At 58.0% G+C, this 25,490-nt stretch carries 24 protein-coding genes and 2 riboswitches; of the genes, 14 read left to right on the forward strand and 10 right to left on the reverse strand.

Annotation, left to right across the window (positions count from 1 at the left end; all coding sequences use genetic code 11):
* Positions 1-7: 7 nt before the first annotated feature.
* The 3 genes from DLM45_RS04210 to DLM45_RS04220 all read right to left on the reverse strand — a co-directional run bounded on the left by DLM45_RS04210 (position 8) and on the right by DLM45_RS04220 (position 1,954).
* Positions 8-253 carry a hypothetical protein gene (locus tag DLM45_RS04210; RefSeq protein WP_181335731.1) on the reverse strand — a complete coding sequence of 82 codons (246 nt, stop codon included), beginning with the start codon at positions 251-253 and terminating at the stop codon, positions 8-10.
* A gap of 11 nt (positions 254-264) precedes the next feature.
* Entirely contained in the window at positions 265-1,059 is a 795-nt protein-coding gene (locus DLM45_RS04215; protein WP_181335732.1) for a hypothetical protein, read from the reverse strand.
* A 133-nt stretch (positions 1,060-1,192) separates the two neighbouring features.
* On the reverse strand, positions 1,193-1,954 hold the full coding sequence (locus DLM45_RS04220) for a methyltransferase domain-containing protein (RefSeq protein ID WP_181335733.1): 762 nt from the start codon (positions 1,952-1,954) through the stop codon (positions 1,193-1,195).
* A gap of 472 nt (positions 1,955-2,426) precedes the next feature.
* On the opposite strand from DLM45_RS04220, the gene DLM45_RS04225 reads away from it, so the two are divergent.
* Positions 2,427-2,645, forward strand: coding sequence for a ChaB family protein (locus DLM45_RS04225; RefSeq protein ID WP_181335734.1), 219 nt, complete (start codon positions 2,427-2,429; stop codon positions 2,643-2,645).
* A gap of 573 nt (positions 2,646-3,218) precedes the next feature.
* Positions 3,219-4,841: an ABC-F family ATP-binding cassette domain-containing protein gene (locus DLM45_RS04230; RefSeq protein WP_181335735.1), complete on the forward strand. Its 1,623-nt coding sequence runs from the start codon at positions 3,219-3,221 to the stop codon at positions 4,839-4,841.
* 68 nt (positions 4,842-4,909) lie between these two features.
* Here the strand turns inward: DLM45_RS04230 and DLM45_RS04235 are convergent, their stop codons facing one another.
* Complete coding sequence (locus DLM45_RS04235) at positions 4,910-5,188, reverse strand: PepSY domain-containing protein (RefSeq protein WP_181335736.1); 279 nt, start codon at positions 5,186-5,188, stop codon at positions 4,910-4,912.
* 142 nt (positions 5,189-5,330) lie between these two features.
* On the opposite strand from DLM45_RS04235, the gene DLM45_RS04240 reads away from it, so the two are divergent.
* The 3 genes from DLM45_RS04240 to DLM45_RS04250 are packed head-to-tail and all read left to right on the forward strand — an operon-like array spanning position 5,331 to position 7,713.
* Positions 5,331-5,666 carry a PepSY domain-containing protein gene (locus DLM45_RS04240; protein WP_181335737.1) on the forward strand — a complete coding sequence of 112 codons (336 nt, stop codon included), beginning with the start codon at positions 5,331-5,333 and terminating at the stop codon, positions 5,664-5,666.
* A complete protein-coding gene (locus DLM45_RS04245; protein ID WP_181335738.1) occupies positions 5,666-6,331 on the forward strand; it encodes a response regulator transcription factor in 666 nt (221 codons plus the stop codon). Before DLM45_RS04240 ends, DLM45_RS04245 begins: the two co-directional genes overlap by 1 nt.
* A complete protein-coding gene (locus tag DLM45_RS04250; protein ID WP_181335739.1) occupies positions 6,328-7,713 on the forward strand; it encodes a sensor histidine kinase in 1,386 nt (461 codons plus the stop codon). Before DLM45_RS04245 ends, DLM45_RS04250 begins: the two co-directional genes overlap by 4 nt.
* A gap of 19 nt (positions 7,714-7,732) precedes the next feature.
* Here the strand turns inward: DLM45_RS04250 and DLM45_RS04255 are convergent, their stop codons facing one another.
* The 3 genes from DLM45_RS04255 to DLM45_RS04265 all read right to left on the reverse strand — a co-directional run bounded on the left by DLM45_RS04255 (position 7,733) and on the right by DLM45_RS04265 (position 13,204).
* A complete protein-coding gene (locus DLM45_RS04255) occupies positions 7,733-9,034 on the reverse strand; it encodes an MFS transporter (RefSeq protein ID WP_181335740.1) in 1,302 nt (433 codons plus the stop codon).
* A gap of 227 nt (positions 9,035-9,261) precedes the next feature.
* On the reverse strand, positions 9,262-10,782 hold the full coding sequence (locus tag DLM45_RS04260) for a PepSY domain-containing protein (protein ID WP_181335741.1): 1,521 nt from the start codon (positions 10,780-10,782) through the stop codon (positions 9,262-9,264).
* Between the two features lie 67 nt (positions 10,783-10,849).
* Entirely contained in the window at positions 10,850-13,204 is a 2,355-nt protein-coding gene (locus DLM45_RS04265) for a TonB-dependent receptor (protein ID WP_181335742.1), read from the reverse strand.
* A 107-nt stretch (positions 13,205-13,311) separates the two neighbouring features.
* Positions 13,312-13,512: riboswitch (cobalamin riboswitch) on the reverse strand.
* A 172-nt stretch (positions 13,513-13,684) separates the two neighbouring features.
* Between DLM45_RS04265 and ada the strand changes: the two genes are divergently transcribed.
* Positions 13,685-14,788 (forward strand): bifunctional DNA-binding transcriptional regulator/O6-methylguanine-DNA methyltransferase Ada, encoded by a 1,104-nt coding sequence (gene ada, locus DLM45_RS04270; RefSeq protein WP_181335743.1) that lies wholly within the window; start codon positions 13,685-13,687, stop codon positions 14,786-14,788.
* Positions 14,789-14,816: 28 nt separating this feature from the next.
* On the opposite strand, the gene DLM45_RS04275 is transcribed toward ada, so the two are convergent.
* A complete protein-coding gene (locus DLM45_RS04275; protein ID WP_246317535.1) occupies positions 14,817-15,695 on the reverse strand; it encodes a helix-turn-helix domain-containing protein in 879 nt (292 codons plus the stop codon).
* A 41-nt stretch (positions 15,696-15,736) separates the two neighbouring features.
* On the opposite strand from DLM45_RS04275, the gene DLM45_RS04280 reads away from it, so the two are divergent.
* Positions 15,737-16,744 carry an MBL fold metallo-hydrolase gene (locus tag DLM45_RS04280; RefSeq protein WP_181335744.1) on the forward strand — a complete coding sequence of 336 codons (1,008 nt, stop codon included), beginning with the start codon at positions 15,737-15,739 and terminating at the stop codon, positions 16,742-16,744.
* On the opposite strand, the gene DLM45_RS04285 is transcribed toward DLM45_RS04280, so the two are convergent.
* Entirely contained in the window at positions 16,729-17,226 is a 498-nt protein-coding gene (locus DLM45_RS04285; RefSeq protein WP_181335745.1) for a GAF domain-containing protein, read from the reverse strand. The genes DLM45_RS04280 and DLM45_RS04285 overlap by 16 nt on opposite strands.
* Before the next feature lie 102 nt (positions 17,227-17,328).
* On the opposite strand from DLM45_RS04285, the gene DLM45_RS04290 reads away from it, so the two are divergent.
* The gene (locus tag DLM45_RS04290; RefSeq protein ID WP_181335746.1) at positions 17,329-18,015 is read left to right on the forward strand and encodes an adenosylcobinamide amidohydrolase; all 687 of its coding nucleotides are present in this window, start codon (positions 17,329-17,331) and stop codon (positions 18,013-18,015) included.
* A 109-nt stretch (positions 18,016-18,124) separates the two neighbouring features.
* On the opposite strand, the gene DLM45_RS04295 is transcribed toward DLM45_RS04290, so the two are convergent.
* Entirely contained in the window at positions 18,125-20,233 is a 2,109-nt protein-coding gene (locus tag DLM45_RS04295) for a TonB-dependent receptor plug domain-containing protein (protein ID WP_181335747.1), read from the reverse strand.
* A 227-nt stretch (positions 20,234-20,460) separates the two neighbouring features.
* A riboswitch (cobalamin riboswitch) is annotated at positions 20,461-20,679 on the reverse strand.
* Between the two features lie 201 nt (positions 20,680-20,880).
* Here DLM45_RS04295 and DLM45_RS04300 point away from each other — a divergent pair.
* From DLM45_RS04300 to DLM45_RS04325, 6 genes are all read left to right on the forward strand, one after another.
* Positions 20,881-21,342, forward strand: coding sequence for an RrF2 family transcriptional regulator (locus tag DLM45_RS04300; protein WP_181335748.1), 462 nt, complete (start codon positions 20,881-20,883; stop codon positions 21,340-21,342).
* A gap of 143 nt (positions 21,343-21,485) precedes the next feature.
* Entirely contained in the window at positions 21,486-22,118 is a 633-nt protein-coding gene (locus DLM45_RS04305) for a tetratricopeptide repeat protein (RefSeq protein WP_210269791.1), read from the forward strand.
* 282 nt (positions 22,119-22,400) lie between these two features.
* On the forward strand, positions 22,401-23,417 hold the full coding sequence (locus DLM45_RS04310) for a multicopper oxidase domain-containing protein (protein WP_246317152.1): 1,017 nt from the start codon (positions 22,401-22,403) through the stop codon (positions 23,415-23,417).
* A 20-nt stretch (positions 23,418-23,437) separates the two neighbouring features.
* A complete protein-coding gene (locus tag DLM45_RS04315) occupies positions 23,438-24,106 on the forward strand; it encodes a c-type cytochrome (RefSeq protein ID WP_181335750.1) in 669 nt (222 codons plus the stop codon).
* Positions 24,103-24,459 carry a c-type cytochrome gene (locus tag DLM45_RS04320; RefSeq protein ID WP_181335751.1) on the forward strand — a complete coding sequence of 119 codons (357 nt, stop codon included), beginning with the start codon at positions 24,103-24,105 and terminating at the stop codon, positions 24,457-24,459. The genes DLM45_RS04315 and DLM45_RS04320 overlap by 4 nt, the downstream gene beginning before the upstream one ends.
* Before the next feature lie 43 nt (positions 24,460-24,502).
* Entirely contained in the window at positions 24,503-25,450 is a 948-nt protein-coding gene (locus DLM45_RS04325) for a multicopper oxidase domain-containing protein (protein WP_181335752.1), read from the forward strand.
* Positions 25,451-25,490 lie beyond the last annotated feature (40 nt).

Here is a 25,490-nt window from a genome sequence, read left to right on the forward strand (position 1 = left end):
TGCACCGTCAGTTGCCAGTGTCCTTCGGTGTCGTTGTCTTTGGTTTCACGGCTGCGTCTGGCTTTCCAGTGTTGTCCAGCGACCGAAGTCTCTTCAAGCGATGCTGCCGCATATCTGCGCGCTGGACGTCGCTATCGAGGCGCCGCTGACGATCAGCCGGGCCGCGCCGCTCCGCACTGAATGCTGTCGTATCAGCCCAGATGGTAGCCGCAAAAACAATCAGCATTGAGATCCCGAGCGAACGAGGTTTCATGGATCTTCTCCTTAGAATGCAAAATCGAGCCGCGGCCCGACTTCAATCATCCGGTAGTCCAACCCTGGGCGGTTCGAATTGCCGGCCTCATAAACGACTTCCGTCGTGATCGACGTGTTGTCATCGAGATTGTACTTCAAGCCCAGTCCGGTCGAAAAAATCTGATCGTTGCGTCCGACGTTCCTTCCGTCTGTGAAGTAGTACATGTCAATGAAGGATTCTGATACGAGCGCCCACTTCGTATTGATTGGGATCTCGATACCGAGCCAGATTTCGACCCGATACCTGTTCACATCATCGACGTCGCCGCGACGGTAACCCAGCAGAAGCGCCGGCGTGACGGTGGCGGTGCCGATGGTGAAATCTCGTGTCGTCACGCCAATGATATCGTTTGCGTTGAACGTGCGCTCCCCATAAACGCCGTCAAACGCCATTCGGTTCTCGTAGCTTAGGTTCCACGTCCATTCCCAGAGATTTCGAGACAACCGGACGCCAACGAGAGCGAAGGACGAATTCGCACCCACCTGCTCCGAGAATGCGTCAAATGTGGTGCGCGCGTAGAGCCGATAGAAGATGTCGTCGGTCAGCGTCCCGTCGAGCCGCAACACCAAATTGGGTTCGAAATAATAATCGCTCTGCCGGTCTTTTGGGGCAAAGAAAGCATTGTCGGTATGCGTGCCTTCGATGCTTCCAACGACGCTGAAAGTTGGCTTTGAGGGACTGAAGACGCTGCTGATATCGTCAGCCTGCGCCGAATAAGCTCCCAAGACCGCGAGAACAGGGAGGATTGCTGGCCATATCCGCATTGCGATTCCGCCCCAAGAAATCGAATCAGAATATCTTGGCCGATTGTATCCTAAGGCATCATTGGGGATACCCGTCATCTCGCGTCGCGAGGATGACAATCCGTGGGCAAATCATAATCGGTGTCGGGTTTGGCTAGCTTCTCTGGAAGATCATCAATTCCGTAACGCCGGGACGCATTGGCACGATATGGCTCGCCTTTAGCGAGAAGCCGTGATCGCCGAAAAATCGGGTCGCCAATTCTCGTGGCATAGCCGTCGGGAACGAGCCGTTTCGAATTCCCGATTTTGCCCAAACCGAAAGCGCATCTCCCTCCAAGCATCGTTCAGTCATGATATCGAATACCGCCCAGCCGCCGGGTTTGACGACCCGAACCATCTCGTTCCAATAGCAGCAGGACATCATGAAAGTTACGGTATTAAAAACCTTATGAGCGTGGACTAAATCGGCGCTCATATCCGGCGTTTTGGAAAGAGAGAAGCCATCGGTTTCCTGCGGCACGACATCGTAATTCTGCGCCAGATAGGTTAGCCAGGGACCGGCGGTTTCGTAGATTTCGTAGCGCCTGGGGTGAGCGGCCTTCATTGTCTTTTCGAGATACCGCCCCGTGCCTGGACCGATCTCCACGACGGTATCAAGTTCATTTGCAAAGACTCCCGCCGCTGCCATTAAGTCGACAGTGGCTTGGGACGAACCAGGTGATTGGTTCATCACCGTATCGACGTAATCAGCGATAGAAAACCCCGCTCCCTGAGCTGCCCGAGCTGTTTCCTCGAAGGGGATGAAATTGCGCGTGTCCTCGTGCCAGCCACTACCGGCTTTGGATATCTGCAATCCAACGGGCGCAAGAATGGCATTCGCCGTCGACTTGATAGCGCGCAAAACGACATTGGCCATAGAATGCTCTCGGCTAAACTATTGCTGGATGGAATGTTCGTGAATGAAGTGGGTCGTTCGTATGCGCAGATATCGAAGGGAGTGATAGATATCGCGAAGTGCAGGCGGCCGCGCTTGCTGGAATGCCCAGCGATCGCGTAGCGTTGCAAAAAGCGGGCGTCGACCACGTTTGGGATCACGCAGAGACGGCCTGTGGCGCAGGGTGTTAATATACAAAAAGCGATTTCGCCACTGAATTCGCACGTCGAAACTGAGCTGCACCGCCTAATTTTATAGCAGCGTAAATTCTCCCCTCCCCTATCCTCCGGTCGGCCGGAGCTCGTGCACCCGTTCATCCTCTCCCGATGCAGGAGTGGCGTTCTTCCCAGGGGAAACTCATTGCAATTCACTGCTTCATTGCGAAGGCTCGATTTGCGAGTGAACTTTGATGTGGCGTACTGAGTTTATGGCCTAGTCAGTGGAGGACGTGCGCATGCGATACCCTTCCAACGGCGATCTTCCGGCACCCGTTCGGGATCGCCTGCCGACAGCGGCCCAGGACATTTACCGCACAACATTCAATAACGCCTGGGATAACCGCGCGAAGAATCCTATCGAGGAAGCTGCCGCGCACGCACTCGCTTGGGATGCTGTTGCGAAAGCGTTTGTGCACGAAGGCGGTGAATGGATTCCGCGCGGTGTGCCCGGGTGAGCGGTGCGACGCGCTGCAAAGGGCTTTTCACCGGATCTGAATGGCGTTCGATATTGTTTGCGCTCAAACCCGTTCAATCGGGCGAAGCTTTACGCCTCACGCTGACGGAATTGAATTCGATGGGATCGCCGTCGTTACGCCGTTGCATCTGGAATTCGGCGGGTCTGATGCCCATATAACTTTCAGGCAAGCTTAGGAGGAGTCCCCATGGCATATCCTTCTCATCACCCAACTCATACCGATAATATCGGAGCGCTAAATAGCGTCTTCAACTTGCTGGTCATTTTCGGCCTGCTCGGCTTCGGTATCCTCTCTACTTACTTCCTCCATTGACAAATCGGCCGGCCCTCTAGGAGGGACCGGCCTTCTCTCCGAGTTTGCGCTATGACGGGCTGTGCGGCTGTCCGCATCAGCTGATCTTTTGTTTTTGCCCAAATGTGTTGGAATTGCCCGCGCGGCTTCGGCAAGTCGCTGGAACTGCTGCGCGAAACGGCGCAGTTCGCGACATTGCTCTTTCGAACGCGCACTATCTGACTTATGAGCGCCGGATCTCTTTGAAGGCGCATTCCCGAAATGATTCATCTCGACAGCATCAGCAAGCAGAACGGCCACCAGATCGTTTTCATCGAGGCTTCAACGGCCCTCTACAAAGGTGAAAAGATCGGTCTCGTCGGACCGAACGGTGCGGGCAAGACAACGCTTTTTCGGCTCATCACTGGGCAAGAGCAGCCCGATGAAGGGCAGGTATCGGTCGATCGTGGCGTTACTATCGGCTATTTCAACCAAGACGTTGGCGAGATGAGCGGGCGCAGCGCCGTTTCCGAAGTGATGAACGGGGCCGGACCTGTCAGCGATATCGCGGCCGAGCTTGCGAAACTTGAAGCCGATATGGCGGACCCGGATCGCGCCGACGAGATGGAAGAGATCATCGAGCGTTACGGCGAAGTTCAGGGGCGCTTCGAAAGCCTCGGCGGGTATGCGCTGGAGGGACAAGCGCGCGAAGTTCTGGCTGGCTTGAGCTTCAGTCAGGAGATGATGGAGGGCGACGTCGGCGCGCTCTCAGGCGGCTGGAAAATGCGCGTCGCGCTTGCGCGCATTCTATTGATGCGCCCCGATGTGATGCTGCTGGACGAACCGAGCAATCATCTCGATATCGAAAGTCTCATCTGGCTTGAAGAGTTTCTGAAGGGTTACGAAGGCGCACTGATGATGACCTCGCACGATCGCGAGTTCATGGATCGCATCGTGACGAAGATCGTCGAGATCGATAGTGGAACGCTAACGTCGTATACCGGCGATTATGAATTCTACATGCAGCAACGCGCGCTGACGGAAAAGCAGCAACAAGCGCAATTTGACCGGCAGCAGGCCATGCTGGCCAAGGAACTGAAATTCATCGAGCGATTCAAGGCGCGCGCTTCGCATGCTGCTCAAGTGCAAAGCCGGGTAAAGACGCTCGACAAGATCGAACGGGTCGAACCGCCGAAGCGCCGACAGAGCGTGATGTTTGAATTTCCCTCTGCGCCGCGATCCGGCGAAGATGTTGCGACGCTCAAAGACGTCCACAAGAGTTACGGTTCGCGGAGCATCTATGAGGGGCTGACGTTTCAGGTTCGCCGCAAAGAACGTTGGTGCGTTATGGGCATCAACGGAGCGGGAAAATCGACACTCCTTAAGCTGGTTGCCGGTTCGACCCAACCCGATGCTGGGTCCGTCGCCATCGGCGCAAGCGTGAAGATGGGTTATTTCGCTCAGCATGCGATGGATCTTCTCGACGGAGATCAGACCGTGTTTCAATCGCTCGAATATTCGTTCCCTCAAGCCGGACAAGGTTCGCTGCGCTCGCTCGCGGGATGCTTCGGTTTCTCCGGCGACGATGTTGAGAAGAAGTGCCGCGTTCTTTCCGGCGGCGAGAAGGCCCGGCTCGTCATGGCCAAGATGCTGTACGATCCGCCGAACTTTCTCGTGCTCGACGAGCCGACGAACCATCTGGACGTTATGACGAAAGAGATGCTCATCGCTGCGCTCTCGCAGTATGAGGGCGCGATGCTATTTGTATCGCACGACCGGCATTTTCTGGCGGCGCTGTCGAACCGGGTTTTGGAACTGACGCCGGATGGCATTCATCAGTATGGCGGCGGATATACGGAATACGTTGAGCGCACCGGCTATGAAGCACCGGGTCTGCATAGCTGACGTTAAGCCCTGCTGAGATGACTGTGGCCTGGCTGAAAATGAAACCAGCCAGGCCGCAAATCTAAGTGTTAGTCGTCATAGCCAACGAGGACCTGACCGGTCGCGGGATGTGCATGGCCTTCGACGCGGACGCCATCCGCATTGGTGGCGTCGAACTCATACGCGCCATCATCGGCTTCGATCTTGGTTACCTTGTAGCCCTGCGCCGAAAGCTTCTGAATAACCTCCGAAACGCTCAGCCACTGGTCAGCCGGGACATTGAGGCGACGTCCATCATTGTCGGCGAATGCCGGTGTGGCGAGACCCATCATGACGACGAGGGCGGAAAGCGACAGAACTTTAGACATCTCTGAAATTCCTTGTGTTAGATTTGGTGTTGGCTTGCCGACGTCGGCTAGCCAATAGCCGCACCCTCGCTGATCGCGGCTGACAGCGCCCTGATGGCAGCCGTCAGCGAATTGTCAGGAAGCCTGTTGCATTGATCGAACGATGAAAACGCATCTTCGAAAATTGCTCGCATCGTTCGTGGCTGCCGCTCTTCTCGCCGGCGGCAGTGTCGCCGCCGTGGGAGATGATGATGCACGAGATCACGAATTGGCACGTCAGGCCTTGCTCGAGGGCCGCATCCGTCCACTGATCGAGATTACCGCCGAGTTCAAAGCACAGTTCGCCGGGGAGATCCTTGGCGTTGAACTCGAAGTCGAAGACAAGGCGGGGACCAAGTTCGTCTACGAGTTTAAAGTTTTGACGCCCGACGGGAAACTGAAGGAAGTCGAGGTCGACGCCAAAACGGCGAAAATTCTCAAAATCGAGGATGATGACTGATGCGCATCCTCGTCGTCGAGGACGAGCCGAAGATCGCGTATTGCATCGCCACCGCCTTAGAGGCTGCGTGCTATCAGGCCGACGCGGCGATGGATGGCGAGACAGCTTGGTTTCGCGGCGATACCGAGGACTATGATCTCGTTATTCTCGATCTTGGCCTGCCGAAGATGGACGGTCTTTCGGTGCTCAAACGTTGGCGGGCTTCGGGCAAGATGATGCCGGTTCTGGTGCTTACAGCTCGTGGCGCCTGGTCGGAGCGTGTTGATGGGATCGACGCGGGGGCCGACGATTATCTTGCCAAGCCGTTCCATCTTGAAGAGCTTATGGCGCGTGTGCGGGCACTCATTCGCCGTTCCACCGGACACGGCTCGGCCGTTCTATCGGCTGGCGAGTTGTCGCTTGATACGCGGCAGATGCGTGTATCGGTGAGCGACGAACAGGTTGCCGTCTCACCGCTCGAATACAGGCTGATCAGCTATCTTTTGCATCACAAGGGGCGTGTCGTCCCTCCGTCAGAACTCATCGAGCATCTGTACGGGGATGATGACGCACGCGAAGCAAACGCGCTCGAAGCCGTTGTGACGCGCCTGCGCAAGAAGCTTGGCCAAGGTCTTATCGAGACGCGGCGAGGATTTGGCTATCTCTTGGCGGACGACGCGAAATGAGCTTCAGATCGTTGAGGCTGCGGCTGCTTCTCGCCGGTGCTCTCTCGGTTTTCATCGCGCTCGGTCTTGCTGCATTCGGCCTGACGGTTCTATTCAAGCAGCACGTGGAACAGCGTGTCGATGCCGAACTCAACGTTTATCTCAATCAGCTTGCGGCAAATCTAGCGGTGGCGCCGAATGGGCAGTTGATCGTTGAACGCCCTCCTGCCGATCCGCGTTTCGATGAGCCTCTATCGGGGCTCTATTGGCAGATCGCAATCGACTCCGGCGGCAAGGAACTGCGCTCGCGTTCGCTCTGGGATAGCTCGCTCTCGCTTCCGACCGAGTTAAATGTCGACGATGCGATTCATCATCATCTGATCGCGGGGCCCGATGGTGCAAAAGTTTATCTATTGCAGCGGAACATCGAGCTGCCTGCGCGGCTTGGCGGCTCAAAAGCGCGGATCGCGGTCGCCTGGAATGCGGCGGAGGTGCAGACGTCGGTCCGGAGCTTTGCCTCCGAACTCCTGCCCTTCTTGTTGCTGATTGGCGGACTTCTGCTCGTCGCCTCCTGGGCGCAGGTGACCGTCGGGCTGCGTCCGCTCGCGGCTATTCGTAAGAAGCTGACGGCAATCCGATCCGGTAGCGAGCGGCGACTGGAAGCGGGTTTCCCCGACGAAGTTCAACCCTTGGCGGATGAGATCGACGCGCTGCTCAACGAACGCGAACTGGCCATCGAGAAAGCAAAGGGGCGTGCCGCCGATCTTGCGCACGGCCTCAAGACGCCGTTGCAGGTTCTGCACGGTGAGACGGAGCGGTTGAAAGCTAAGGGCGAGACGGAAATCGCCGCTGACATATCCTCACTCGCTGAAACAATGCGCCGGAATGTCGATCGGGAGCTTGCACGCGCGCGGCTTGCTTATGCTGCCCGCAATGCTTCGGCGAATGTAAAGGTGGCCGTCGATCGTGTTGTCCGCGTCGTTGAGCGCACGCCTTCAGGCCAGAAGCTTGATTGGGTGATTGATGTGCCCAAGGATCTTGCGGCGCGCATTCATGTCGATGACTTGGCCGAGGCTTTGGGGAACGTCATCGAGAACGCGGCGCGGCATGCGCGCGGCCAAATATCCATTACGGCGGGCGCCAATGACCGGGACACAACGATTGCTATTGCGGATGACGGTCCGGGGATCGCGGAAGAGCTTCAGGGCGAGGTTATTGTCCGCGGCGCGCGGCTCGATACGAGAAGCGAGGGAGCGGGACTTGGCCTCGCAATCGTTTCCGATATCGCCGACGCATGGGGCGGAAGCATGGGCCTTAAGAACGGAGGATCGGGGCTGATCGTTACCCTGCGTTTTCCAAGCAGCGCGCGCAAAAAAAACAGCGCCACGCCGGACGCTGTTTGAGTCTACCGGCGAATGGCGGTCAATTGGCCCCTGCCGCCAACGACGACTGTGCATGTGCGCTGGCATTTCGGCGCAGACCGAGAAGAGCCAGGAACGTCAGAGCTGCAGCTCCTGCCAGATAGTAACCGACAGCCTGGATCCCGTACTGCGTCGCCAGCGACGTTGCCACATAGGGTGCCAGCGACGCACCGAAGATACCGGCGAGATTAAAGGCCAGCGACGATCCGGTGTAGCGCACACTGACAGGAAATGGCTCGGACAGCGCCGTGCCGAGCGGGCCATAGGTAAGGCCCATGAGTGCCAACCCGATAATCATAAAGACGAGCACGCTTGTGATTTGTCCGGAGCCAAATAGCGGCTCGAACAACAGCCCGAAAGCGGCGATGAGCGCGGTGGACCACAGCAGCACCGTGTTTCTACCGAAGCGATCCGCCAACAACGCCGAGATCGGAATCGTAATCCCGAAGAAAATCACGCCGATCATCTGAAGGGGCAGGAACTGCTCGCGCGTAAACCCAAGCGAACTGATGCCCCAGCTGAGAGCGAAGACGGTCATCAGATAGAACAGAACGAAGGTTGCGAGGGCGCCAAAGGTGCCAAGAATAAGCAACCAGATGTGCTGCGTGAAGACCGTCAGCAAAGGAACGCGCACGCGTTCGTCGTTCTTGATCGCTTCTTTGAATGCGGGCGTCTCGGAAATGCGGAGGCGCACGTAGAGGCCGACGAAGACGAGAATCGCGCTCGCGACAAACGGGATGCGCCAGCCGAAGGATTCAAACTGCTCGTTTGTCAGCGTTTCGGTGATCAGAAGGAAAATGCCAGTCGAGCACAGGAAGCCGATCGGGGCACCAAGCTGCGGGAACATACCGAACCATGCCTTCTTGGATTTCGGCGCATTCTCGGTCGCCAGCAGAACGGCGCCACCCCATTCTCCGCCAAGTCCCAACCCTTGGAAGAAGCGGCATGTCGCCAGTAGGAATGGCGCCAAAACGCCAACGGACTCGTATGTCGGCAAGAAGCCGATCGCGACCGTCGCCAGTCCCATCGTCAACAGCGCCGCCACGAGGGTTGCCTTGCGGCCGATCCTGTCGCCGAAGTGGCCAAACAGAATTGCGCCAACGGGGCGTGCGAAAAACGCGATGGAGAACGTTGCGAACGACTGCAGCATCGCGGTCGTCGGATCGCTATTGGGAAAGAAGAGTTGCGGAAAGACCAGCACGGCCGCGGTTGCATAGATGTAGAAATCAAAGAACTCGATCGTCGTTCCAGCAAGGCTGGCGAAGAGAACGCGGCGCGTCGAAACGTTCTTTGGTTCGGACAAAGGGCTCACCTGGCTCTGGTGTGGGAATCGAAATCGATTGGGCGGCGCGAATATTTCAGTCAACAGGCGAGTCGGCAAGTCGAAGTTGCAGATCCTGCCGATTGAGCGCTTTCCGACCAGTCGTGGATTAGCCAGAGACGGCAACCAGACGGCGTTTGCTACTGCAGATGCGGCGGCTGCGAGGTCAATCGGGCAATCCGGCGTTGCTGGCACCAAGCCGTCGAACGTCAGGACGATGACTTGGCTTCCAATGCTTGCCTCGTCGCGCTCATTGCGCGTTGATCGGCCTTACGAGCGAGATAACGCCATCCGACAACGATGCCCGATATCGAGATAATGATACCGGCGATGCTCAGCATCCAAATCAGAATGTCACGGGCTGGCTGGTAGCGGAGCAGGACCGGCAAATCGAAGTCATGCAGAAAGTTGAACAACCATCGGTGCGTTCGTTCGCTTGTGTCGGACAACCCGGCCAGGTCGCCGGTTGCTGGGTCGATATGGATCCAAGTTGCGTTCTCGTCGTCAAATACGAAGCGTAAGACCGGCAGCGGACGGGTATGATGGTGCGAGTACCAGTAGATGTCCTCTTCCGTCAGAACTTCCGTTCGCGTGAGATGCGCCTTGGGGAGTAAACCTTCCGCCGCTTCGGTCAGGCGTTTCGGATCAAGTGTGCGGGACGTTCCCGTCGCTCCGTCAAACAGCTGCTTTTGCTGCGGGCTGCTTTTCGCGACGATTAGCGACTCTCCGGAAACGAAGTTCATCTCCAAAGCCGTGACTGGCGATCGCGCCGCTGCCTTCAACGCGGAGATCGGAATGCCGAATTCTGATTTTGCACCGGTGTACCTCTGCTTCAGCTCGAGCGTGAATTGCGTGCGCGCGAAGAAGCCGAACGGATTGACCGATAACCAGCCGCTGAAAATCCACGTCGTCAAAAACACGCCGCCGACGAGTCCGCCGATGTGATGCCATTTCATCCAGCCGCGATAGGGCGTCATGCGGCCGCGCGAGTATGGTCTGCGCAGGCGCAGCCGGAGAATTCCGATCCAAAGCCCCGTGATCCCCCCAATGATGAGCGGACCAGATAGCCACATAACTGCCTGGCGCCAGAATTCGCCGTCTGTACGGATGGGCGTGAAGTAAACCCAATGCGGAATGGCGCCGAGCCAATTCCAAAATCGCTCATTGTAAGTTGAATTCTGGACGATCTCTCCCGTTTTTGAAGAGACATAGATGTTCGTTCCTGCCCGGTCGCCGAGCGTAAAAAGATAGAGCGGCCGGTGGCCATCGAAGCGCCTCGTTACCGTCCATTGATCGCGCTCGACCGGGCCGAGATAATCGATGCTTGCTTCAGGGTATACCGAAGCGAGACGCGCTCTTGCTTCATCCAGCGAGACTGACGAGATCAAGCGGCCAGCGACAGCAGAAACAGCTTGCGTGCTTTCTCCGCGGCCAAGGCGATAGACCGGTTCGGTTCCGTACATTTCGAGACGGACGTTTGTCGTCTGTGCTTTCAGTCCTGCGACGGCCAGCGCCTCATCTGGCGTCCGCGCGATCTTCTCGACATCGATTGGGTGCAATGTTGCGAGACGTTCCGCTTCGGTCCACGCAGGGAACTGCACGTAGACCATGACGAGACCCGAGATGAACCAGATCAAGCAGAATATACACGTGATAATTCCAAGCCAGCGGTGCGCGAAATAAAGCGCACGCTTGCCAGCTCGGATGGCCGTTTTGGTGCCTGTTAACATAGCTCTCAACGAATATTGTGTGGGCTTAACCGGGCGAGCCCGTATGTGGCCCGCCCAGTGATGTCATTCAGAATTTGATGCGGTACGCAACTTCGGCGGAACGTGGACGGCCGAGCGTCCAGCTTCGCGTCGAACCGTCAGAGTTGGCACCGCCGCCCGTGGCATAGATCTCGTCGGTGAGGTTGTATCCGCGGACAGACAGCGTGCTGTTCTCCGTCACCGCGTAATCGATCCCTGCATTAAAGAGCACGTAGTCCGGGCGCGAACTGCGGTTTGCCTGATCGTTATAAGTTGTTCCAACCCAGCGAACGCCGCCGATCAGATCCCAACGCGGTGCGAAATTCCACTTCAACCAGAGATTTGCGACTTGCTGCGGAACGTTCGTCGGCACCTTTCCTGCGTAGGAAACTCCGTTCACCCAGAACTCGTCATATTGCGCTTGAAGCACTGCGATGTTGCCCTCTGCCCGAAGCGTGTCGGTGAGCTGCAGCGCTGCAGATAGTTCCAAACCGCGTGACGATTGCTGTCCCACCTGCTGCGTGATCTGCGAGTTGTTCGGGTCCTGCGTCAGCAAGTTTTTCTTGACGATATCGTAGGCCGCGAACGTCCACTCTCCGCGACCGTTCCAGAAGTCCTGCTTGACGCCAACCTCGACTTGCCGACCCGTCGCCAGATCGAAAGGAACCTGCGCTTGCGAGAGCGTGATGAGGTTGCCCAGCGCGTCGACCGCGGTCGAGTACGAACCGTAGAACGCGAGACCAGGCTGCCACGTGTAGACGGCACCAGCGCGCCATGAGACGGCCGAGAAGTCCTTATCGAAGCCCTTTCCGGTTATCAGGCTCATCCGCTCAATGGATGGACGTTCCAGACGAATGCCGCCGACAAGCGCGAGCTTTTCGGTGACGGCCAGACGATCTTCAGCGAACAGCGAATACTGGAAGGTATCTGTCTTGAAGCTCGCAACGGTCGGGGGAAGATTGATTGGATCGTAGAACGATCCCGAATTGAAATTGTACGGATTAACCCAGCTCGTGCCGCTGTACGGCGAATTGTTCGAGTGCAGGAAATTGATCTTATTGACGTCGAAACCCGCGACGACTTCGTTCTTCATGCCGAAGAGCGAGTGCCTGAGCGTTGCGTCGAAGCGATCACCGATCTGCTCCTGATTGTGGTAGATCTCGATATAGTCGTCGCGCTTGATCTGGCCATAATGGGGATCAGCGAGATTAGAGACATAGGCGTAGTTTTCGATATTGCGCCAATGCCGATGGCTGGTGAGCCGATAGGCGGTGTTGCGGAATGTGAGAGCGTCGTTTGCCTGCCACTCTGTCTTGAATTGAGTCCAGTTGTCGCGATAACGGACCTCGCTGTCCTCGACGTTGAAATTCTTGAAGCGGATGCGTTTATCCATACGCCCGTCGATGAATGGCATACCGAAGTAGCGCAATGGCTCCTGGTAGCCGTAGTCGTTCGATAGAGTGAATGTCAGTCCCGGCGCGGCCTTGAGCTTAACGGCACCAGACAAGGCTAGATTCTGAAACTCGCCTTCCTGCTTTAGCCAGCCATCAGACTGTTCGCCCGCAACGTCGATCCGGTACGACAGCCGGTCGTTGATCGGTCCGCCGGAACCGAGCCCGATACGACGCGAAAAATCCGTGCCGACGGCGACTTCCGCTTCGTTGACGAAATAGTCCGTCGGCTTTTTCGGAACGACGTTGATGACGCCGCCGATTGCACCTTCGCCATAGAGCACGGATGCCGGTCCACGCAGAACTTCGATGCGATCCGCAGTCCAGGTGTTGAATGGAAATGTAACGGTGCCAGAACCGACGTACATGCGTGTGCCGTCGTAGAGCTGCATGACGGAACCGTGGCCCGAGAAGCCGCGCGTTGCGAGACCGGTTCCGCCGTTGCCTGGAGAAGCCGTAGATGTAAAGCCAGCCGCGTTCTGCGTAACGGCATCGACGACGCTCGTCTGGCCCCGTTCGCGGATCGTCTCGCCAGAGATCACTTCGACGCTGGCGGGCGTTTCGAGAGGCGTTAGGCCGAGGCGGCTGCCGCTCGTTGCGGGCTTCGAAAGGTTCAGGCCAGACGGATTTGTTTCCCTGGACTCATTCGTGGCATCGGTTTCATTGCCGTTGTTGCCCACAACGGTTGGATTCTCAGAAGCTTCCGCCGCGGGCGATTGAACGACTTTTTTCTTCTTGGTCGTTGGCTTCTTTTTTTGCTGGGTCGAGACGACGACGCTCGGTAGTGGAACGGACGAAGAGTTCGCGCTTGGCGTCCCTTCCTCGGCTGGCGGCGATGCGTCCTGTGCGCTTGCGCTAAATCCGAAGCAAGAAGAGAGAGCGACAAAGGAAATTGAGGCGAGCAAGCGACGCCGTTCGGAAACGGAGCCCGCGCGAGAAAACAGAGAAGACATGACAGTCCTGACGTACAAATGGGCACGTCACCGCGAGCGAAGCCGTTTGAGCGCGCGGACGCGTTCATTCGCCAACGATCGAGGCACCCCGCCCGACGCGTTCTCGCGTGTGACCACGACTGTCGGCAGGTCTCCTGGCTCGCGGGTCTTAGACTTCCGGACTACCTTCCCAGAAACTCTCGCTCCCAGTGGTAATATCGCCGACGTCTCGCCGCTTACAGTTGCGGGGGCAGCTGCGGCTTTTGGCGAGAGCCAGTACCGCATTCCCTATTGTTTCCCCGAAGGGAACCGACGTGAACAGATTGGCCATATCAATAGGCCTGTCAATTGACGTCGGCCGATTGTTTGAGCGGTTGTGTCTCTAGCAACACCCCGCGCTTTGGGCTCCGTCGTGCCAATTGATTTGATCGCAAGGAACGAAGTGCAGAGTATGCGGCAAGCTCCTATGTTTCATGCATGTTGGCAGAGAGAGCAACGGCAATGGCCCTCGCGGTTCCGAAATCCAAGACTCTGAAATCGTCTTCGATGACGGATGAGACGTGTTGGAACGCCGTGAAAACACGCGACGCCAGCTTTGACGGCCAGTTCGTTTATTCGGTTGCGACGACAGGTGTCTTTTGTCGGCCTGCGTGCCCATCGCGTCTGGCCAAGCGTGAGAACGTCCGATTCTATGCGTCTGCTGCGGATGCAGAAGCCGCTGGCTTTCGGCCGTGTAAGCGCTGCCGGCCGACGGAGCCGCCGCTTCATAAACACTACGCGGAGATGATCGCGGCTGCGTGTCGCACAATCGAGACTGCGGACGATCAGCCGAGTCTCGAAACCCTTGCCGCCAATGCTGGTCTTAGCTCGTTTCACTTCCATCGCATTTTCAAGATCGTCACCGGAGTGACACCAAAGGCCTACGCAATTGCAAATCGCCAGAAGCGCGTTCGAGATAATCTCAAGCAGAGTTCTTCTGTGACAGAGGCGTTATACGACGCGGGGTTTAATTCCAGCGGCCGCTTTTATGCCGACGCGCCGGACGTGCTTGGCATGACGCCGACTGACTTCCGCTCTGGCGGAGCCAATACCGAAATTCGGTTCGCGGTGGGGCAGTGTTCGCTTGGCGCTGTTCTGGTTGCGGCGAGCGCCAAAGGCATTTCGGCGATAACTCTGAGTGATGATCCGCGCGAACTCGTGCACGATCTTGAGCGCCGCTTTCCCAATGCGACTCTGATCGGGGGCGACAGCGAATTCGAAGCCATCGTTGCTCAGGTCGTCGGCTTGGTCGAAAGGCCCGGGAAGGATTTCAATCTTCCGCTCGACATTCGCGGCACGGCCTTTCAGCATCGCGTCTGGCAGGCGCTCCGAGAAATTCCATTCGGCATGACGGCAACATACGCCGAGATCGCTGCACAGATCGGTATGCCGAAAGCGGTGCGCGCAGTTGCTGGCGCCTGTGCAGCGAATGAGATCGCTCTTGCCATTCCTTGCCACCGCGTTATTCGCAGCGACGGCGGTATTTCAGGCTATCGATGGGGCGTCGAGCGCAAGCAGGTGCTGCTCGAGCGTGAAGCGAACGCCACGAAGAAAAAGAAGACCTGAGCCTATTCGTTCCGGAAAGGCGGCGGCTCTATACGCGAACGTTCGTCAAGCTTCGGGACGCAGGCGCACCGAATGTTTTCCGGAAATCGTGAGCGAAGTGGGATTGGTCGGCAAAGCCTGCGGCGTGTGCTGCTTCGGTGAAGCTTGAGCCAGCAGCGATTTCATCGATTGCGCGAAGCATGCGAACCCAGGCACGATAGCGCCGGAACGAAACGCCCATCTCTTCGCTGAAGAGATGCTGCAAGCGAGAGACCGAGAGACCTGCCGCCTGCGCTGCGTTGGTGACGGACACGAGAGTGTCGGGCTCAGCGGATTCCAGCACAGAAATGGCGCGGGAGACGCGTGCGTCCAACGTGCGACGGGCGCGTGTTTGTGAAAAGTCGACGAGATCGGTTATCGCCGCATCAACCCAGTTGAGCGATGCGCGGTCTTCGTAGAGTTCGCGCATCAGGCCGGTTTCACCTGTTGCGCCGACCAGAGCACCACCCACTTCAATGGCATTGCCAACGAGAGGCGCGAGCGCGTGTGCGTTGCCGACTGTGGGCTCGATGTAAAGCACCGAAACCGGCTCGCCCGCGAGATCGAGTTCATGCGGGACGCCTGCTGGAATCAAAGCCGCCCGACACGATTGCCAGGGATTTTCTCTGATCCGCAAACGGAAAGAGCCACAGAGACCCGCCAGATACACCGGCGCTCCGTGCTGATGACTCGCATTCCGGTCCAGCGTTCCGGCGAACAGCGTACGGCCCTGGTGGAGCCGCCACAGCGGCCGCAGCGGTTCGGCATCGGGCGTAGCGGAAACGTACAAGCGCCACCTCTTCGGCTCAGCCAATGATCCAATCGCTACGGCCGGAGCCGGTTGCATGACGGACGGTACTTCACCCGGCTCAAAAAGCTCAAGCGTCATATCGGTCACGAACCTTCGCGCCATCCAGGGAGTGCAATTGCATGTCGTCATCCAATACCGGGACTTCGCGGAGATCGTTTATCGGAGCGGCGGCGCTTGCGCTTGCTGCCCCAGCGATACTGCGCCAGACCAAACGTGCGACTGCTGCAGAAGGCGCGTTTCTGGGCGCATCTGAACCCCCATTCCGGCGCTTCCAGTTCGGCAAATTCGAGATCACCGTGCTTTCCGACGGCGGCGCGATGGTGGACGGCCCTTGGCCCATCGTCGGCGAGGATAGACCCAAGGAAGAGGTCGCGAAGCTCATGCGCGACAACCTTCTTCCCGAAGCGAAGTTTCGCCCGGGCTTCAGCCCCGCTGTCGTCAATACGGGCAAAGAGATGATTTTGATCGATACGGGCAACGGTGCCGGGGGATTCATTCCTCGCCCGGCCGCAGGGCGGCTGCGCGAGAGCCTCGCGGCGGCGTCAATAAAGCCGGAGCAGATCGACATCGTTGCGATTACGCATTGCCATGTCGATCACATCGGGGGGGTGTCGGAAGCCGGTGTTCCGGTGTTTCCGAATGCGCGCTACGCCGTGGGTCAGGAAGAGTATGACTTCTGGTCGAAAGAGGAGCGGCTTGCAGGTCCACCGGACCAGAATGAATACAAGTCGGGGAAGATGTTCCGCGATGTGATGCTGCCGCTCGTTGAGCGAACTTTCTTTCTAAAGTCCGGGCAAGACGTCGCCTCAGGGATCGCCGCGTTCGCGGCGCCAGGGCACACGCCCGGTCACCTTGGGTTTCATATCGAAAGCAATGGCAAGCGATTGCTTGCATGGGGCGACTGCGCACACCATGAGGTCGCCTCGCTCGCGCATCCGGAATGGAGCGCTCTTTTCGACATGGACAAGGCTCAAGGCGTCGCAACGCGCCGCAAAGTCTATGAGATGGCGGCAACCGAGCGGCTGCCGATCCTTGGATATCACACGTCATTCCCGTCGCTCGGGATGGTCGAGCGGAGCGGCACAGCGTATCGCTGGCTTCCGATCACGTATCAGTTCGAGGACTGAGGGACGCCGCCTTGCCGTTGTTGGGCAAGCGCACGCCCAGCGTTCGTCAGACTCGCGATTTCATCGTCGGTGAAGGTTCGCTCGGTGCGGTTCGCCACGCCCAACGCACCGACGATGTCTTCGCCGGAGAAGATCGGCACGACCACGGCCCCCGCCATTGCTGTGGCGCGCGCACCTGGGCGAACGTCTCCGCTCGAATCGGTTTGGATGTTGCAGGCATTGACCGCCTGCCCGCGTTCGACGGCCAACCCCGCCATGCCCTTTCCGACCGGAATTGTGCGGATAATGGACAAAACCGCGTCCGGCATTCCCGCGCTCGCTGAGAACAGGTGCAACAGTCCGTCATCGCCGAGAAAATGAATCGTTCCGCTGTCTGCTTTAAATTCAGCGACGATGCGGGCCAACGCCTCCTCACCGCTTGACGTGCTCAGCGTATCCCAGTTCGTCATGGCAATCGGTCCTTTCACAATCGGCGTATTCATCGTAGGCGATTGGCGGGGTGTTGAAACCCCACATCGCGCTGGTTGGCTCGGCGGAGCCTGAGTGATCGCCCCCACAATCGCCTGTTATGAGTTGCCTTGCAAATGGACCTGCCGTTCGATCTTCGCTGCGACCCGCCATTCCTCGTCGCATCCTTTCCTGAAGTTCACCACGTTCTCAGTTGGTCTCTCACGCGGCCGGGATTTCAGACGACCGCAACAGTTGCATGGATCGAGCTTCGCAATGCCGATCTTCCGCTCGACGCGGACCCGATTGCGCTGATTTCGGAACGGCTCGCCGCAGCCTCCCTAGCGGATGCCGTCGCGATGGCGACGTCGCGCACGATCGAGGCTCACCACCTGGCGCAAGTCACGGTCGAGGACGTCACGGCGACGTGCCTAGCAACGGTCGGACTGTCCAACGGGGAGCGTGTGGGTCAACGGCTGAGCGAGCCCATTCCGTTCGGGACGATAAACATCCTCGCGCATGTGGACCGTCCGTTGTCACAGGCGGCGCTGATCGAAGGGGTATCGATTGTCGCCTCGGCACGGACCACGGCCGTTCTCGATTCGGGCGCGCGCCGGGCTGGCGTGGCGATTACCGGCACGGGTACGGATTGCATCGTCATCGCTGCGCCAATCGGAGAACCGTGTGACGCGCACGCCGGAATGCATACTGCGGCTGGGGAAGCGATCGGCGCCGCTGTCTATCGGGCCATCGCGGAAGGCACCGAGCAGTGGCGTTTAGATTTCGCAGCCTTGCTGGCGCGCGCGAACGCCAAGTCAACTTGAGCGCACGCTGTTTCCGAATTGTGAGAACCTTGGTGCCCATTTCGCCGGCACGGTTGACGCCTTTCGACATCAACCGCGCCTGCTTATGGACGGACGGGAGGGTCCGTTATTATCTGCCTTCGGCCCAGGCTTTGCTCTGGAGTTCCTCGAAGGTGAAGCGCATGCCAGCGTATGCGGCGACACCCGGCGTCGCGTAGCCGTACACTTCCTGATAGTTCTCGTTGAGCAAGTTCTCGACGCGAACATACGATTCGACGCCAGGCATGAGCTTGTACGAGGCCGTCGCGTTGACGAGCCAGTAGGAGTCCAGGCTCACACGCACGGGCGTGTAGTCAGGCATATATGCGTTATCGATCGTTGTGCCGTTGTAGATGGCCGCCAGATTGAGATTTCCGCGCTTGTCGTTGAACGAATAGTTGAGGTCTGCACGGCCGGCATTTCGCGGACGGCGAATTTCTGTAAGTCCGTTTGGTTCGTAAGCCAGCAGCCGCGTATAGCTCATACCGACGCTGAGATCCGGCGTTAGCATTGCACGGCCGGATATTTCCACGCCCTGCCGTTCGCTTTCGCCGTTGAGGTTGATTGGCGTATAGATCCCGCCGACCCGAATGCCGGTGATTTCATTCGTCAGATTGGCGTTGAAGTACGTCACGTCGAGGACTGCACGACCGTTCCACGTTGTGAACTCGACGCCAGCATCCCAGCCGAACGACTCTTCCGGCAGCAGGTTCGGATTGCCCTGGAACTGGCCGAGAATACTACCAAACTGTTCGTACATTCCCGGCAATGTCACAGCCGTGCCGACGCTCGCGTGCGGGCGGGCGCCGATCTCGGGAAGCCGCAGAGACACGGCCGCGTGCCACGTCGTGTAGTCTGCGAAGCTATCGTTGTCGTCATGCCGGACGCTAACGGTAGGGAACAAACGGTCGAAATATTCGCCGCGATATTCGCCGACGTACGCCATGCGATCGCGTTTGCGTTCGAGGCCATCCGTATAAAGCGAAATCGGCGTGAAGGCTTCGTCCTCATACTGGGCCATGCCGGTCACGCTGTTGCGGAAGTCTCTGGCACCGAAGCGATACGTCGCGAGATAACCGAACTTGTTGGCTTCGCTTTCGTTTGTCGAGGGGCCGTAGTCACCACCGTCATGAGAGCTGGTCGTATTGCGCGTTGCGCGCAAGACCTGCGTGAATGCGCCGTCAAACGAGTCCCACGTCAGATTGGCGCCGCTCAGCCAGATGCTCGTCTTGTTATGGAAATTGCCGTCAATCGCCATCAAGTATGGCTGGCCGGGCGCATAACCGAAATCGTCGTACTTAAGATTCTTATCGATGTGGTGGAGCGTGAAGTCGAGCGTCACACCCTTCAAGAGCTGCGCGCCGCCACGCACGTTCAGCGTGCTGATTCGCGTCGGGTCGTTCTCATGACCAACGGGCGAGATGTCGAAGCCGTCGACCTCGCGAGAACCGCCGCTGAGAGAGAACCAAACTTTGTCGTTGCCAGCCGAGACGCGTGCGAAGGCTTCCCGCGTTCCCATGCTGCCGCCTTCGGCGCGTGCTACGACCGTCAACGGGCCTTTGCCGTTCTTCGTGATGACGTTGATTACGCCGCCGATGGCCTTCGATCCGCCGATGCCGCTCTGGCCGCCGCGGATGATTTCGATGCGATCGATATCGTCAACGAGAAGGTTGGAAAAATCGAATTCGCCATTTGCCGTGTCGGACGCGTCGATGCCGTCGATCAAGACGAGTGTTTGATTTCCTTCGGCGCCACGGATGCGGACTTGCGTCAAGCTACCTGGACTGCCCGTGCGGCTGACTGAGACGCCGGGCTGGCTTCGCAGCGCGTCGGCGACGTAGCGTATTTCTTGCGCCTTCAACTGGGCCGCGGAAATGACGGTGACGGACGAGCCGATTTGGTCGGCCGGCACGCCGCTGATGGTTTCGGTTGCCGAAGCGCCCGCTCCTCCCTCGCCCCCGTCTACGGCGACGGGCGGGGCATCCGAATTGGACGGCGGCACGCCGACGACAACGTCCTTTCCAGCCGCACGCCTCACGGCGATCTTCGGCTTTTCGACGGTTGCACCTTCGACGACGATCGGGGGCAATTCGGTGGTCGCCAAGTCGGTCGACTGGGCGTGTGCTTCAACGGCCGCGAAGCTGATCGACATACTCGCGAGTGCCGCACTGGCGGCGCAAATACTGGTTCGGCGCAACATAAAGTCCCCCTCGGTGGATTCGACCGAAGAGGGAGCGCAGGGCAGGTGAACAGTCGCGATTAAGGGCGAACGGACTTACGGCGCGGCCGCTATGCCACGCGCGACTCAGGTTCCGTTAAAACAAAAATTCCCCACCACGCGACATTCATGACCTGACGTGACTCCCCTTCGGTTGACACATCAGCCGCCGCTACGGGACTCCGTTCTGCCGCGCCCCACGCACGGAAGATGGGCAGCTTGTGGCGGCAGGTCTCCTGACTCGCGGCTCTGGCGCTTTCTCCCGCCTTCCCGGGCCTCTTCCGAGGCTTCAGTGGCATATCAGGAGTAAGCTTGCCGCTTACAGTTGCGGGGGCAGTCGCGGCATTGACACTGGCGTGTCGCACCGCATTCCCTCTTGTTGCAGCAAGCTTTTCACCTGTTGCAACACCGTCACGCGGCCATTCAAAGTTACCGCCTCGGGTAAGTCAATTGGCCTTCGAGGCTGAGCATATATCGGCCGTCGGGCTAGATGCGGATTTGTCACTATGCTGAGAAGGCTCGGACTTCCGTCCGGGTGGAGCGATGCGGGGGATCGCCGTAGCTTCCTTGTAAAACATCGATAGGGATTATATGTTTGTGCTATCTCGACTCACCTCAAGGCGACCCGGATGCGATTGACACTTCATGCCGACTATTCCTTGCGCGTTCTTATGCACGCAGGGTTGAAGGGGGCTGAACTGTCGACCATCAGCGAGATCGCAGAGCGGTTCGACATTTCCCGGAGCCATCTGATGAAGGTGGTGCATCACCTGGGGCAGCTTGGGTATCTCGAGACGGTGCAAGGTAAAAAGGGCGGCTTCCGGCTGCTCCGCCGCCCGCAGCAAATCAACGTCGGCACCGTCATACGCGATACCGAGCAGGAACTGGACGTTATCGGTTGCATGAACCAACCGGGCTATTGCCGCATCCAACCGGCCTGCATCCTTCGCCGCGCCCTGCATGATGCAACGAATGCATTTCTGGCCTCTCTCGATCAGTACACGCTTGAAGACCTGATTCGGCCGAAACGTGCGCTTGCAAGACTTCTCGACCTCGATCCAGACCCGCCGTCCTCAACCCCGCCGAATTGAAAGCGACCTGCGAGGTCTGAAACGGTCGACTTCTCCGCCATCCGACGCGGTGCGGCAGACTGCTCACCATAACATGCAAATGATTTACATGTTTGAATGAGTGGCGTATAAACGGCGTCCAAAACGAGATTGGTTGGACGCCCATGAAAGCTCGACTGTCGGTTCGGCAACTTGTTATCGGGATGATGTCTATCGGCATCGGCGCAGCTGCGAGCGTTGTGCTGATACCGGCAATCACGCACCCGGCTCCGCTCACGGTTTACCAGCTCACCGGTCCGCTCAACAGCGGCGCAACAACGCTTCCCACCGCAATCAAAGGCATTCCAGCGCTTCCGTCTCTGCTGGTTGAAAAGAATGCACGCACGCAATGGGAGATCATCGGTGGCACTCTGCTGCAGACCGGATTTGCCAACGCGAGCATTTCAGCACTCGAACGCGCGATCGCCAACGATCCAGAAAATATCATGCTTCACGTCGCGTTGGGCGAAGCTATCGTTATCGCGAACGGCGGCTGGGTCAACGCACGCGCGAAGGCCGAGTTCGACATTGCTCTGCGCGCCGATCCCAACGACTTGATCGCGCGCTTCTACCTCGCTCACTGGCTGATGCAATCGGGAAAGCCCAAACCTGCGCTGGTGAAGTGGGTTGGACTGATGCGGACCGTTGGGACCGATGAAGTCTGGTACGATAAGCTTTGGGAGGCCATGCCCGGAGCTGCCGAGCAACTCGGCATCAGCAAACTCGCGCTGCAAGCGCTTTGCTCCGCCGGCATGTAATCCCGCACTCAGAAGGCATCTCCCATGAACAAACTGCCGCAGCGTTCTATAACATTCATTTTAGATATTGTTTTTATACAGATGAAGTGCAAAGGTCGGGATATGGCGTGGACAGACAAATCGGGGGATCCGATGGTTTTCGAGAATGAGCTTCAACCGTTCCTTATTGGAGCCCAAGAGTCGTCCAAGCAGCGATCTACTCGCGACGCCGCACAATCGAAGTCCACTTTTTTTGCGCTTAAACATTCATTTTATATGAATGTCATGGAATTTTGGGCGTTGATGCTGGCGACAATGGTCACGCTTCTGCTGCTCTGGCCCAACCCTGCGAAGGCCGATACGCATCAATTCAGTCTCTCGATCGAAGACACAATCGTTACGCTCGTTGATAAGCAGACGTTCCACACGTTTTCCTTCAACGGCCAGACGCCCGGCCCGCTCATTCATGTCGTCGAAGGCGATGAAATCGAAGTCGAGGTCGAGAACAACACGACCCTGCCGCACACGATTCATTGGCATGGCCTCTACCAGCGCGGAACCTGGAAGAACGACGGCGTTCCGGACACGACGCAAGCGGCGATCGCACCAGGTGAGACCTTCACGTATCGCTTCGTCGCCGCGCCATCTGGAACGATGTGGTATCACTGTCATGTCAACGTGAATGAGCACGTCGCGATGCGCGGCATGTGGGGTCCGCTGATCATCGACCCGAAAGAACCTCTGCCGGTCGAGAAGGAAGTCACCAAAGACTACATCATGATGTTCTCCAGCTGGGTTTCCAACTGGGCGAGCAAGCCGGGCCAAGGCGGCATTCCGGGTGATGAGCCGGACTACTTCACGGTCAACGGAAAATCATTTCCCGATACTCAGCCGCTTCGCATCACGAAAGGCGACGTCGTTCGCATTCGCCTGATCGGCGCAGGTGATGAGCTGCATTCGATCCACATTCACGGTCACACCTTCGACGTGATTGCGAAAGACGGGCGGCCGCTCGTCAACCCATACCCAGCCGACACGATCTTGCTTGGCCCCGGCGAGCGCTACGACCTCATCTTACGTGCGGACAATCCCGGCCTTTGGATGGTGCACGATCACATCGACCGCCACACCGTAAACGGCAAATCGCCGATGGGCGGCATCATGACGGTGATCGAATACACCGAGATCCCTCTCGCAGAACAGTCTTTCTACAAATGGAAAGACAAGAAGTTCGCGCCCGACTTCTTCTACGAGGAGTCGCTCAAGAAGCCGCACGGAATGCACGAAAACGAAGGCTTCCAAGGCATTCCCGCTCCCTGACGATTTGAAGGAGAATTCACATGAAACGACACCTTGTCGGCTTGGCGGGATTCATGATCGCGCTCGCCAGCCCGGCCTCTGCTGACGGTCTCGATCCAAGTTGCGCGGGTTGTCACGCATTGACGAAGCCCGCGGACACTTCTCTCGATCGGCTATGGACGCGCAAGGGTCCGGACCTTTGGTATGCGGGCAGCAAGTTCAACGCTGAGTGGCTCGTTGAGTGGCTGCAGGATCCAAAGCCTATCCGGCCTGTAGGCTATCCCTATTTCAAGACGATCACCAAAGGCGCCGAGCACGACGTTGCAGACCCGACAAAATCGCCTCCACATCCCAAGCTCGACAAAGCAGCTGCTGAAGCGGCAACCGCCGAATTGATGAAGCTGAAGGCTCCCGACCTCATCGCGGAAGGAACCTTCAAAGGAGACAAAGGCGGCGCGCGGATGGGCTCTCTCGCGTTCAACAAGTTGCGCGGCTGCATTGCGTGTCACCAAGGAGAAGACGGCAAGGGCGGTGCGTCAGGACCATCGCTCACGGATGGCGGCGCGCGACTGCAGGCCGATTTCATCGCGGCCTACACGACAGATCCGCAGCGAATTGATCCGCACATCTGGATGCCGATCCTGAAACTCAAGGACAAGGATATCCAGCGTCTCACCGCATACGTCATCAGCCTGGGAGGCAAGCCATGATCGCGCGAACACTCGTCGGTTTGCTGGGGCTCACGCTGTTGATTTCACCAGCTCGTGCAGAAGATCCGTCGCCTGTCGAAAGACTTTACAACACCTACTGCGTTCAATGCCACGGCCTGAATCGCAATGGCTCCGGCATCAATCTTCCCGGTCTTTCGACAAAACCGCGCGACCATACCGACACCAAAGGCATGGGCGGAACACCGGATGATGAACTCTTCAAAGCGATCAAGGAAGGCGGCCTCGCGGTCAACAAGTCGGTGCTGATGCCGGCGTGGGCCGGCGTTCTCTCGGACGAGGAAATCACCGAGTTGGTCAAATACCTCCGAACTGTTTGCAAGTGCGGCAACTGAAGCGGCGCAACGCCAAATGACGATTGTAAAAGGGAGAAAGACGATGAATAGAAAATCTCGGCAACGCGCCTTCACTGTTGGAGGACTTGCCGCGTTGATGCTGGCCAGCGCCCCACTCAGCGCGGCGCTGGCGGCGACAATCAAGCTCCAGGTGACGGCCAAGGAAATACAAGTTCCGATCGACAATGAAGGCAAAACGGAGCTCGCTTGGACATTTGATGGTCATGTTCCGGGTCCGCTGTTCAGGGCGACGGAAGGTGACACGATTGAATTCACGCTCAAGAACGACGCTGCGAACCAGAAATCGCATTCGATCGATCTGCACGCGGCGCGCGTTGACGTTCTAGGTCCGTTTGGACCAGTCAAGCCGGGTGAAACCAAGACCTTCACATTCACCGCGGATAATCCCGGCATCTACTTCTATCACTGCGGCGCGGATCCAATGATCCAGCATATTGCGCGCGGAATGTTTGGCGCCATCATCATCGATCCAAAAGATCCCAATGCTCTCCCGAAAGCAGACCGTGAGTACGTTCTGATCGAGCATCAGATGTTCGAAAATCCCGAAGACGTCAAAGCGATGATGGCCAACAACTGGAAGCACAACGCGTACAACGGCATTCCCTTCAAGTATGACCCGGTGCATGACACCAACGCCACCAAGACGCTTGAAGCGTTGCCGGGTGAGCGCGTGCGCATCTACTACGTAAACGCGGGCCCGAACGAGTTCGCCGGATTTCATCCGATCGCCGGGATATGGGATAAGGTCTATCCCTCAGGCAATCCCAAGAACGTGCTGACTGCGGTGCAGAACTATACGATTGCACCCGGCGATGCGGCGACGTTCGACCTCATTTCGCCGGTCGAAGGCGCTAACGCGCTCGTCAATCATTCGATGCGTCTTGCGCTTTCCGGCGCTATCGCAATCGTCATGTTCAGCAAAGATGCCGATCCCGAAATGGGCCGAGGCGACAAAATCCTGGTGCGTTGACTCTCGACTGCATGGGCCTGCTTCGGCAGGCCCATTTTTT

It is taken from the genome of Hyphomicrobium methylovorum (assembly GCF_013626205.1).
Classification (GTDB): Bacteria; Pseudomonadota; Alphaproteobacteria; order Rhizobiales; family Hyphomicrobiaceae; genus Hyphomicrobium_B; species Hyphomicrobium_B methylovorum.

What these genes read in the sequence shown, in the direction of transcription:
- DLM45_RS04265 (WP_181335742.1), bottom strand. Translation starts at nt 13,204, where the DNA reads ATGTCTTCTCTGTTTTCTCGCGCGGGCTCCGTTTCCGAACGGCGTCGC.
- DLM45_RS04285 (WP_181335745.1), bottom strand. Translation starts at nt 17,226, where the DNA reads ATGAATACGCCGATTGTGAAAGGACCGATTGCCATGACGAACTGGGAT.
- DLM45_RS04315 (WP_181335750.1), top strand. Translation starts at nt 23,438, where the DNA reads ATGAAACGACACCTTGTCGGCTTGGCGGGATTCATGATCGCGCTCGCC.
- DLM45_RS04325 (WP_181335752.1), top strand. Translation starts at nt 24,503, where the DNA reads ATGAATAGAAAATCTCGGCAACGCGCCTTCACTGTTGGAGGACTTGCC.
- DLM45_RS04225 (WP_181335734.1), top strand. Translation starts at nt 2,427, where the DNA reads ATGCGATACCCTTCCAACGGCGATCTTCCGGCACCCGTTCGGGATCGC.
- DLM45_RS04320 (WP_181335751.1), top strand. Translation starts at nt 24,103, where the DNA reads ATGATCGCGCGAACACTCGTCGGTTTGCTGGGGCTCACGCTGTTGATT.
- DLM45_RS04215 (WP_181335732.1), bottom strand. Translation starts at nt 1,059, where the DNA reads ATGCGGATATGGCCAGCAATCCTCCCTGTTCTCGCGGTCTTGGGAGCT.
- DLM45_RS04240 (WP_181335737.1), top strand. Translation starts at nt 5,331, where the DNA reads ATGAAAACGCATCTTCGAAAATTGCTCGCATCGTTCGTGGCTGCCGCT.
- DLM45_RS04220 (WP_181335733.1), bottom strand. Translation starts at nt 1,954, where the DNA reads ATGGCCAATGTCGTTTTGCGCGCTATCAAGTCGACGGCGAATGCCATT.
- DLM45_RS04310 (WP_246317152.1), top strand. Translation starts at nt 22,401, where the DNA reads ATGCTGGCGACAATGGTCACGCTTCTGCTGCTCTGGCCCAACCCTGCG.
- DLM45_RS04230 (WP_181335735.1), top strand. Translation starts at nt 3,219, where the DNA reads ATGATTCATCTCGACAGCATCAGCAAGCAGAACGGCCACCAGATCGTT.
- DLM45_RS04290 (WP_181335746.1), top strand. Translation starts at nt 17,329, where the DNA reads ATGGACCTGCCGTTCGATCTTCGCTGCGACCCGCCATTCCTCGTCGCA.
- DLM45_RS04210 (WP_181335731.1), bottom strand. Translation starts at nt 253, where the DNA reads ATGAAACCTCGTTCGCTCGGGATCTCAATGCTGATTGTTTTTGCGGCT.
- DLM45_RS04275 (WP_246317535.1), bottom strand. Translation starts at nt 15,695, where the DNA reads ATGACGCTTGAGCTTTTTGAGCCGGGTGAAGTACCGTCCGTCATGCAA.
- DLM45_RS04280 (WP_181335744.1), top strand. Translation starts at nt 15,737, where the DNA reads ATGTCGTCATCCAATACCGGGACTTCGCGGAGATCGTTTATCGGAGCG.
- DLM45_RS04295 (WP_181335747.1), bottom strand. Translation starts at nt 20,233, where the DNA reads ATGTTGCGCCGAACCAGTATTTGCGCCGCCAGTGCGGCACTCGCGAGT.
- DLM45_RS04245 (WP_181335738.1), top strand. Translation starts at nt 5,666, where the DNA reads ATGCGCATCCTCGTCGTCGAGGACGAGCCGAAGATCGCGTATTGCATC.
- DLM45_RS04305 (WP_210269791.1), top strand. Translation starts at nt 21,486, where the DNA reads ATGAAAGCTCGACTGTCGGTTCGGCAACTTGTTATCGGGATGATGTCT.
- DLM45_RS04250 (WP_181335739.1), top strand. Translation starts at nt 6,328, where the DNA reads ATGAGCTTCAGATCGTTGAGGCTGCGGCTGCTTCTCGCCGGTGCTCTC.
- DLM45_RS04300 (WP_181335748.1), top strand. Translation starts at nt 20,881, where the DNA reads ATGCGATTGACACTTCATGCCGACTATTCCTTGCGCGTTCTTATGCAC.
- DLM45_RS04260 (WP_181335741.1), bottom strand. Translation starts at nt 10,782, where the DNA reads ATGTTAACAGGCACCAAAACGGCCATCCGAGCTGGCAAGCGTGCGCTT.
- ada (WP_181335743.1), top strand. Translation starts at nt 13,685, where the DNA reads ATGGCCCTCGCGGTTCCGAAATCCAAGACTCTGAAATCGTCTTCGATG.
- DLM45_RS04235 (WP_181335736.1), bottom strand. Translation starts at nt 5,188, where the DNA reads ATGTCTAAAGTTCTGTCGCTTTCCGCCCTCGTCGTCATGATGGGTCTC.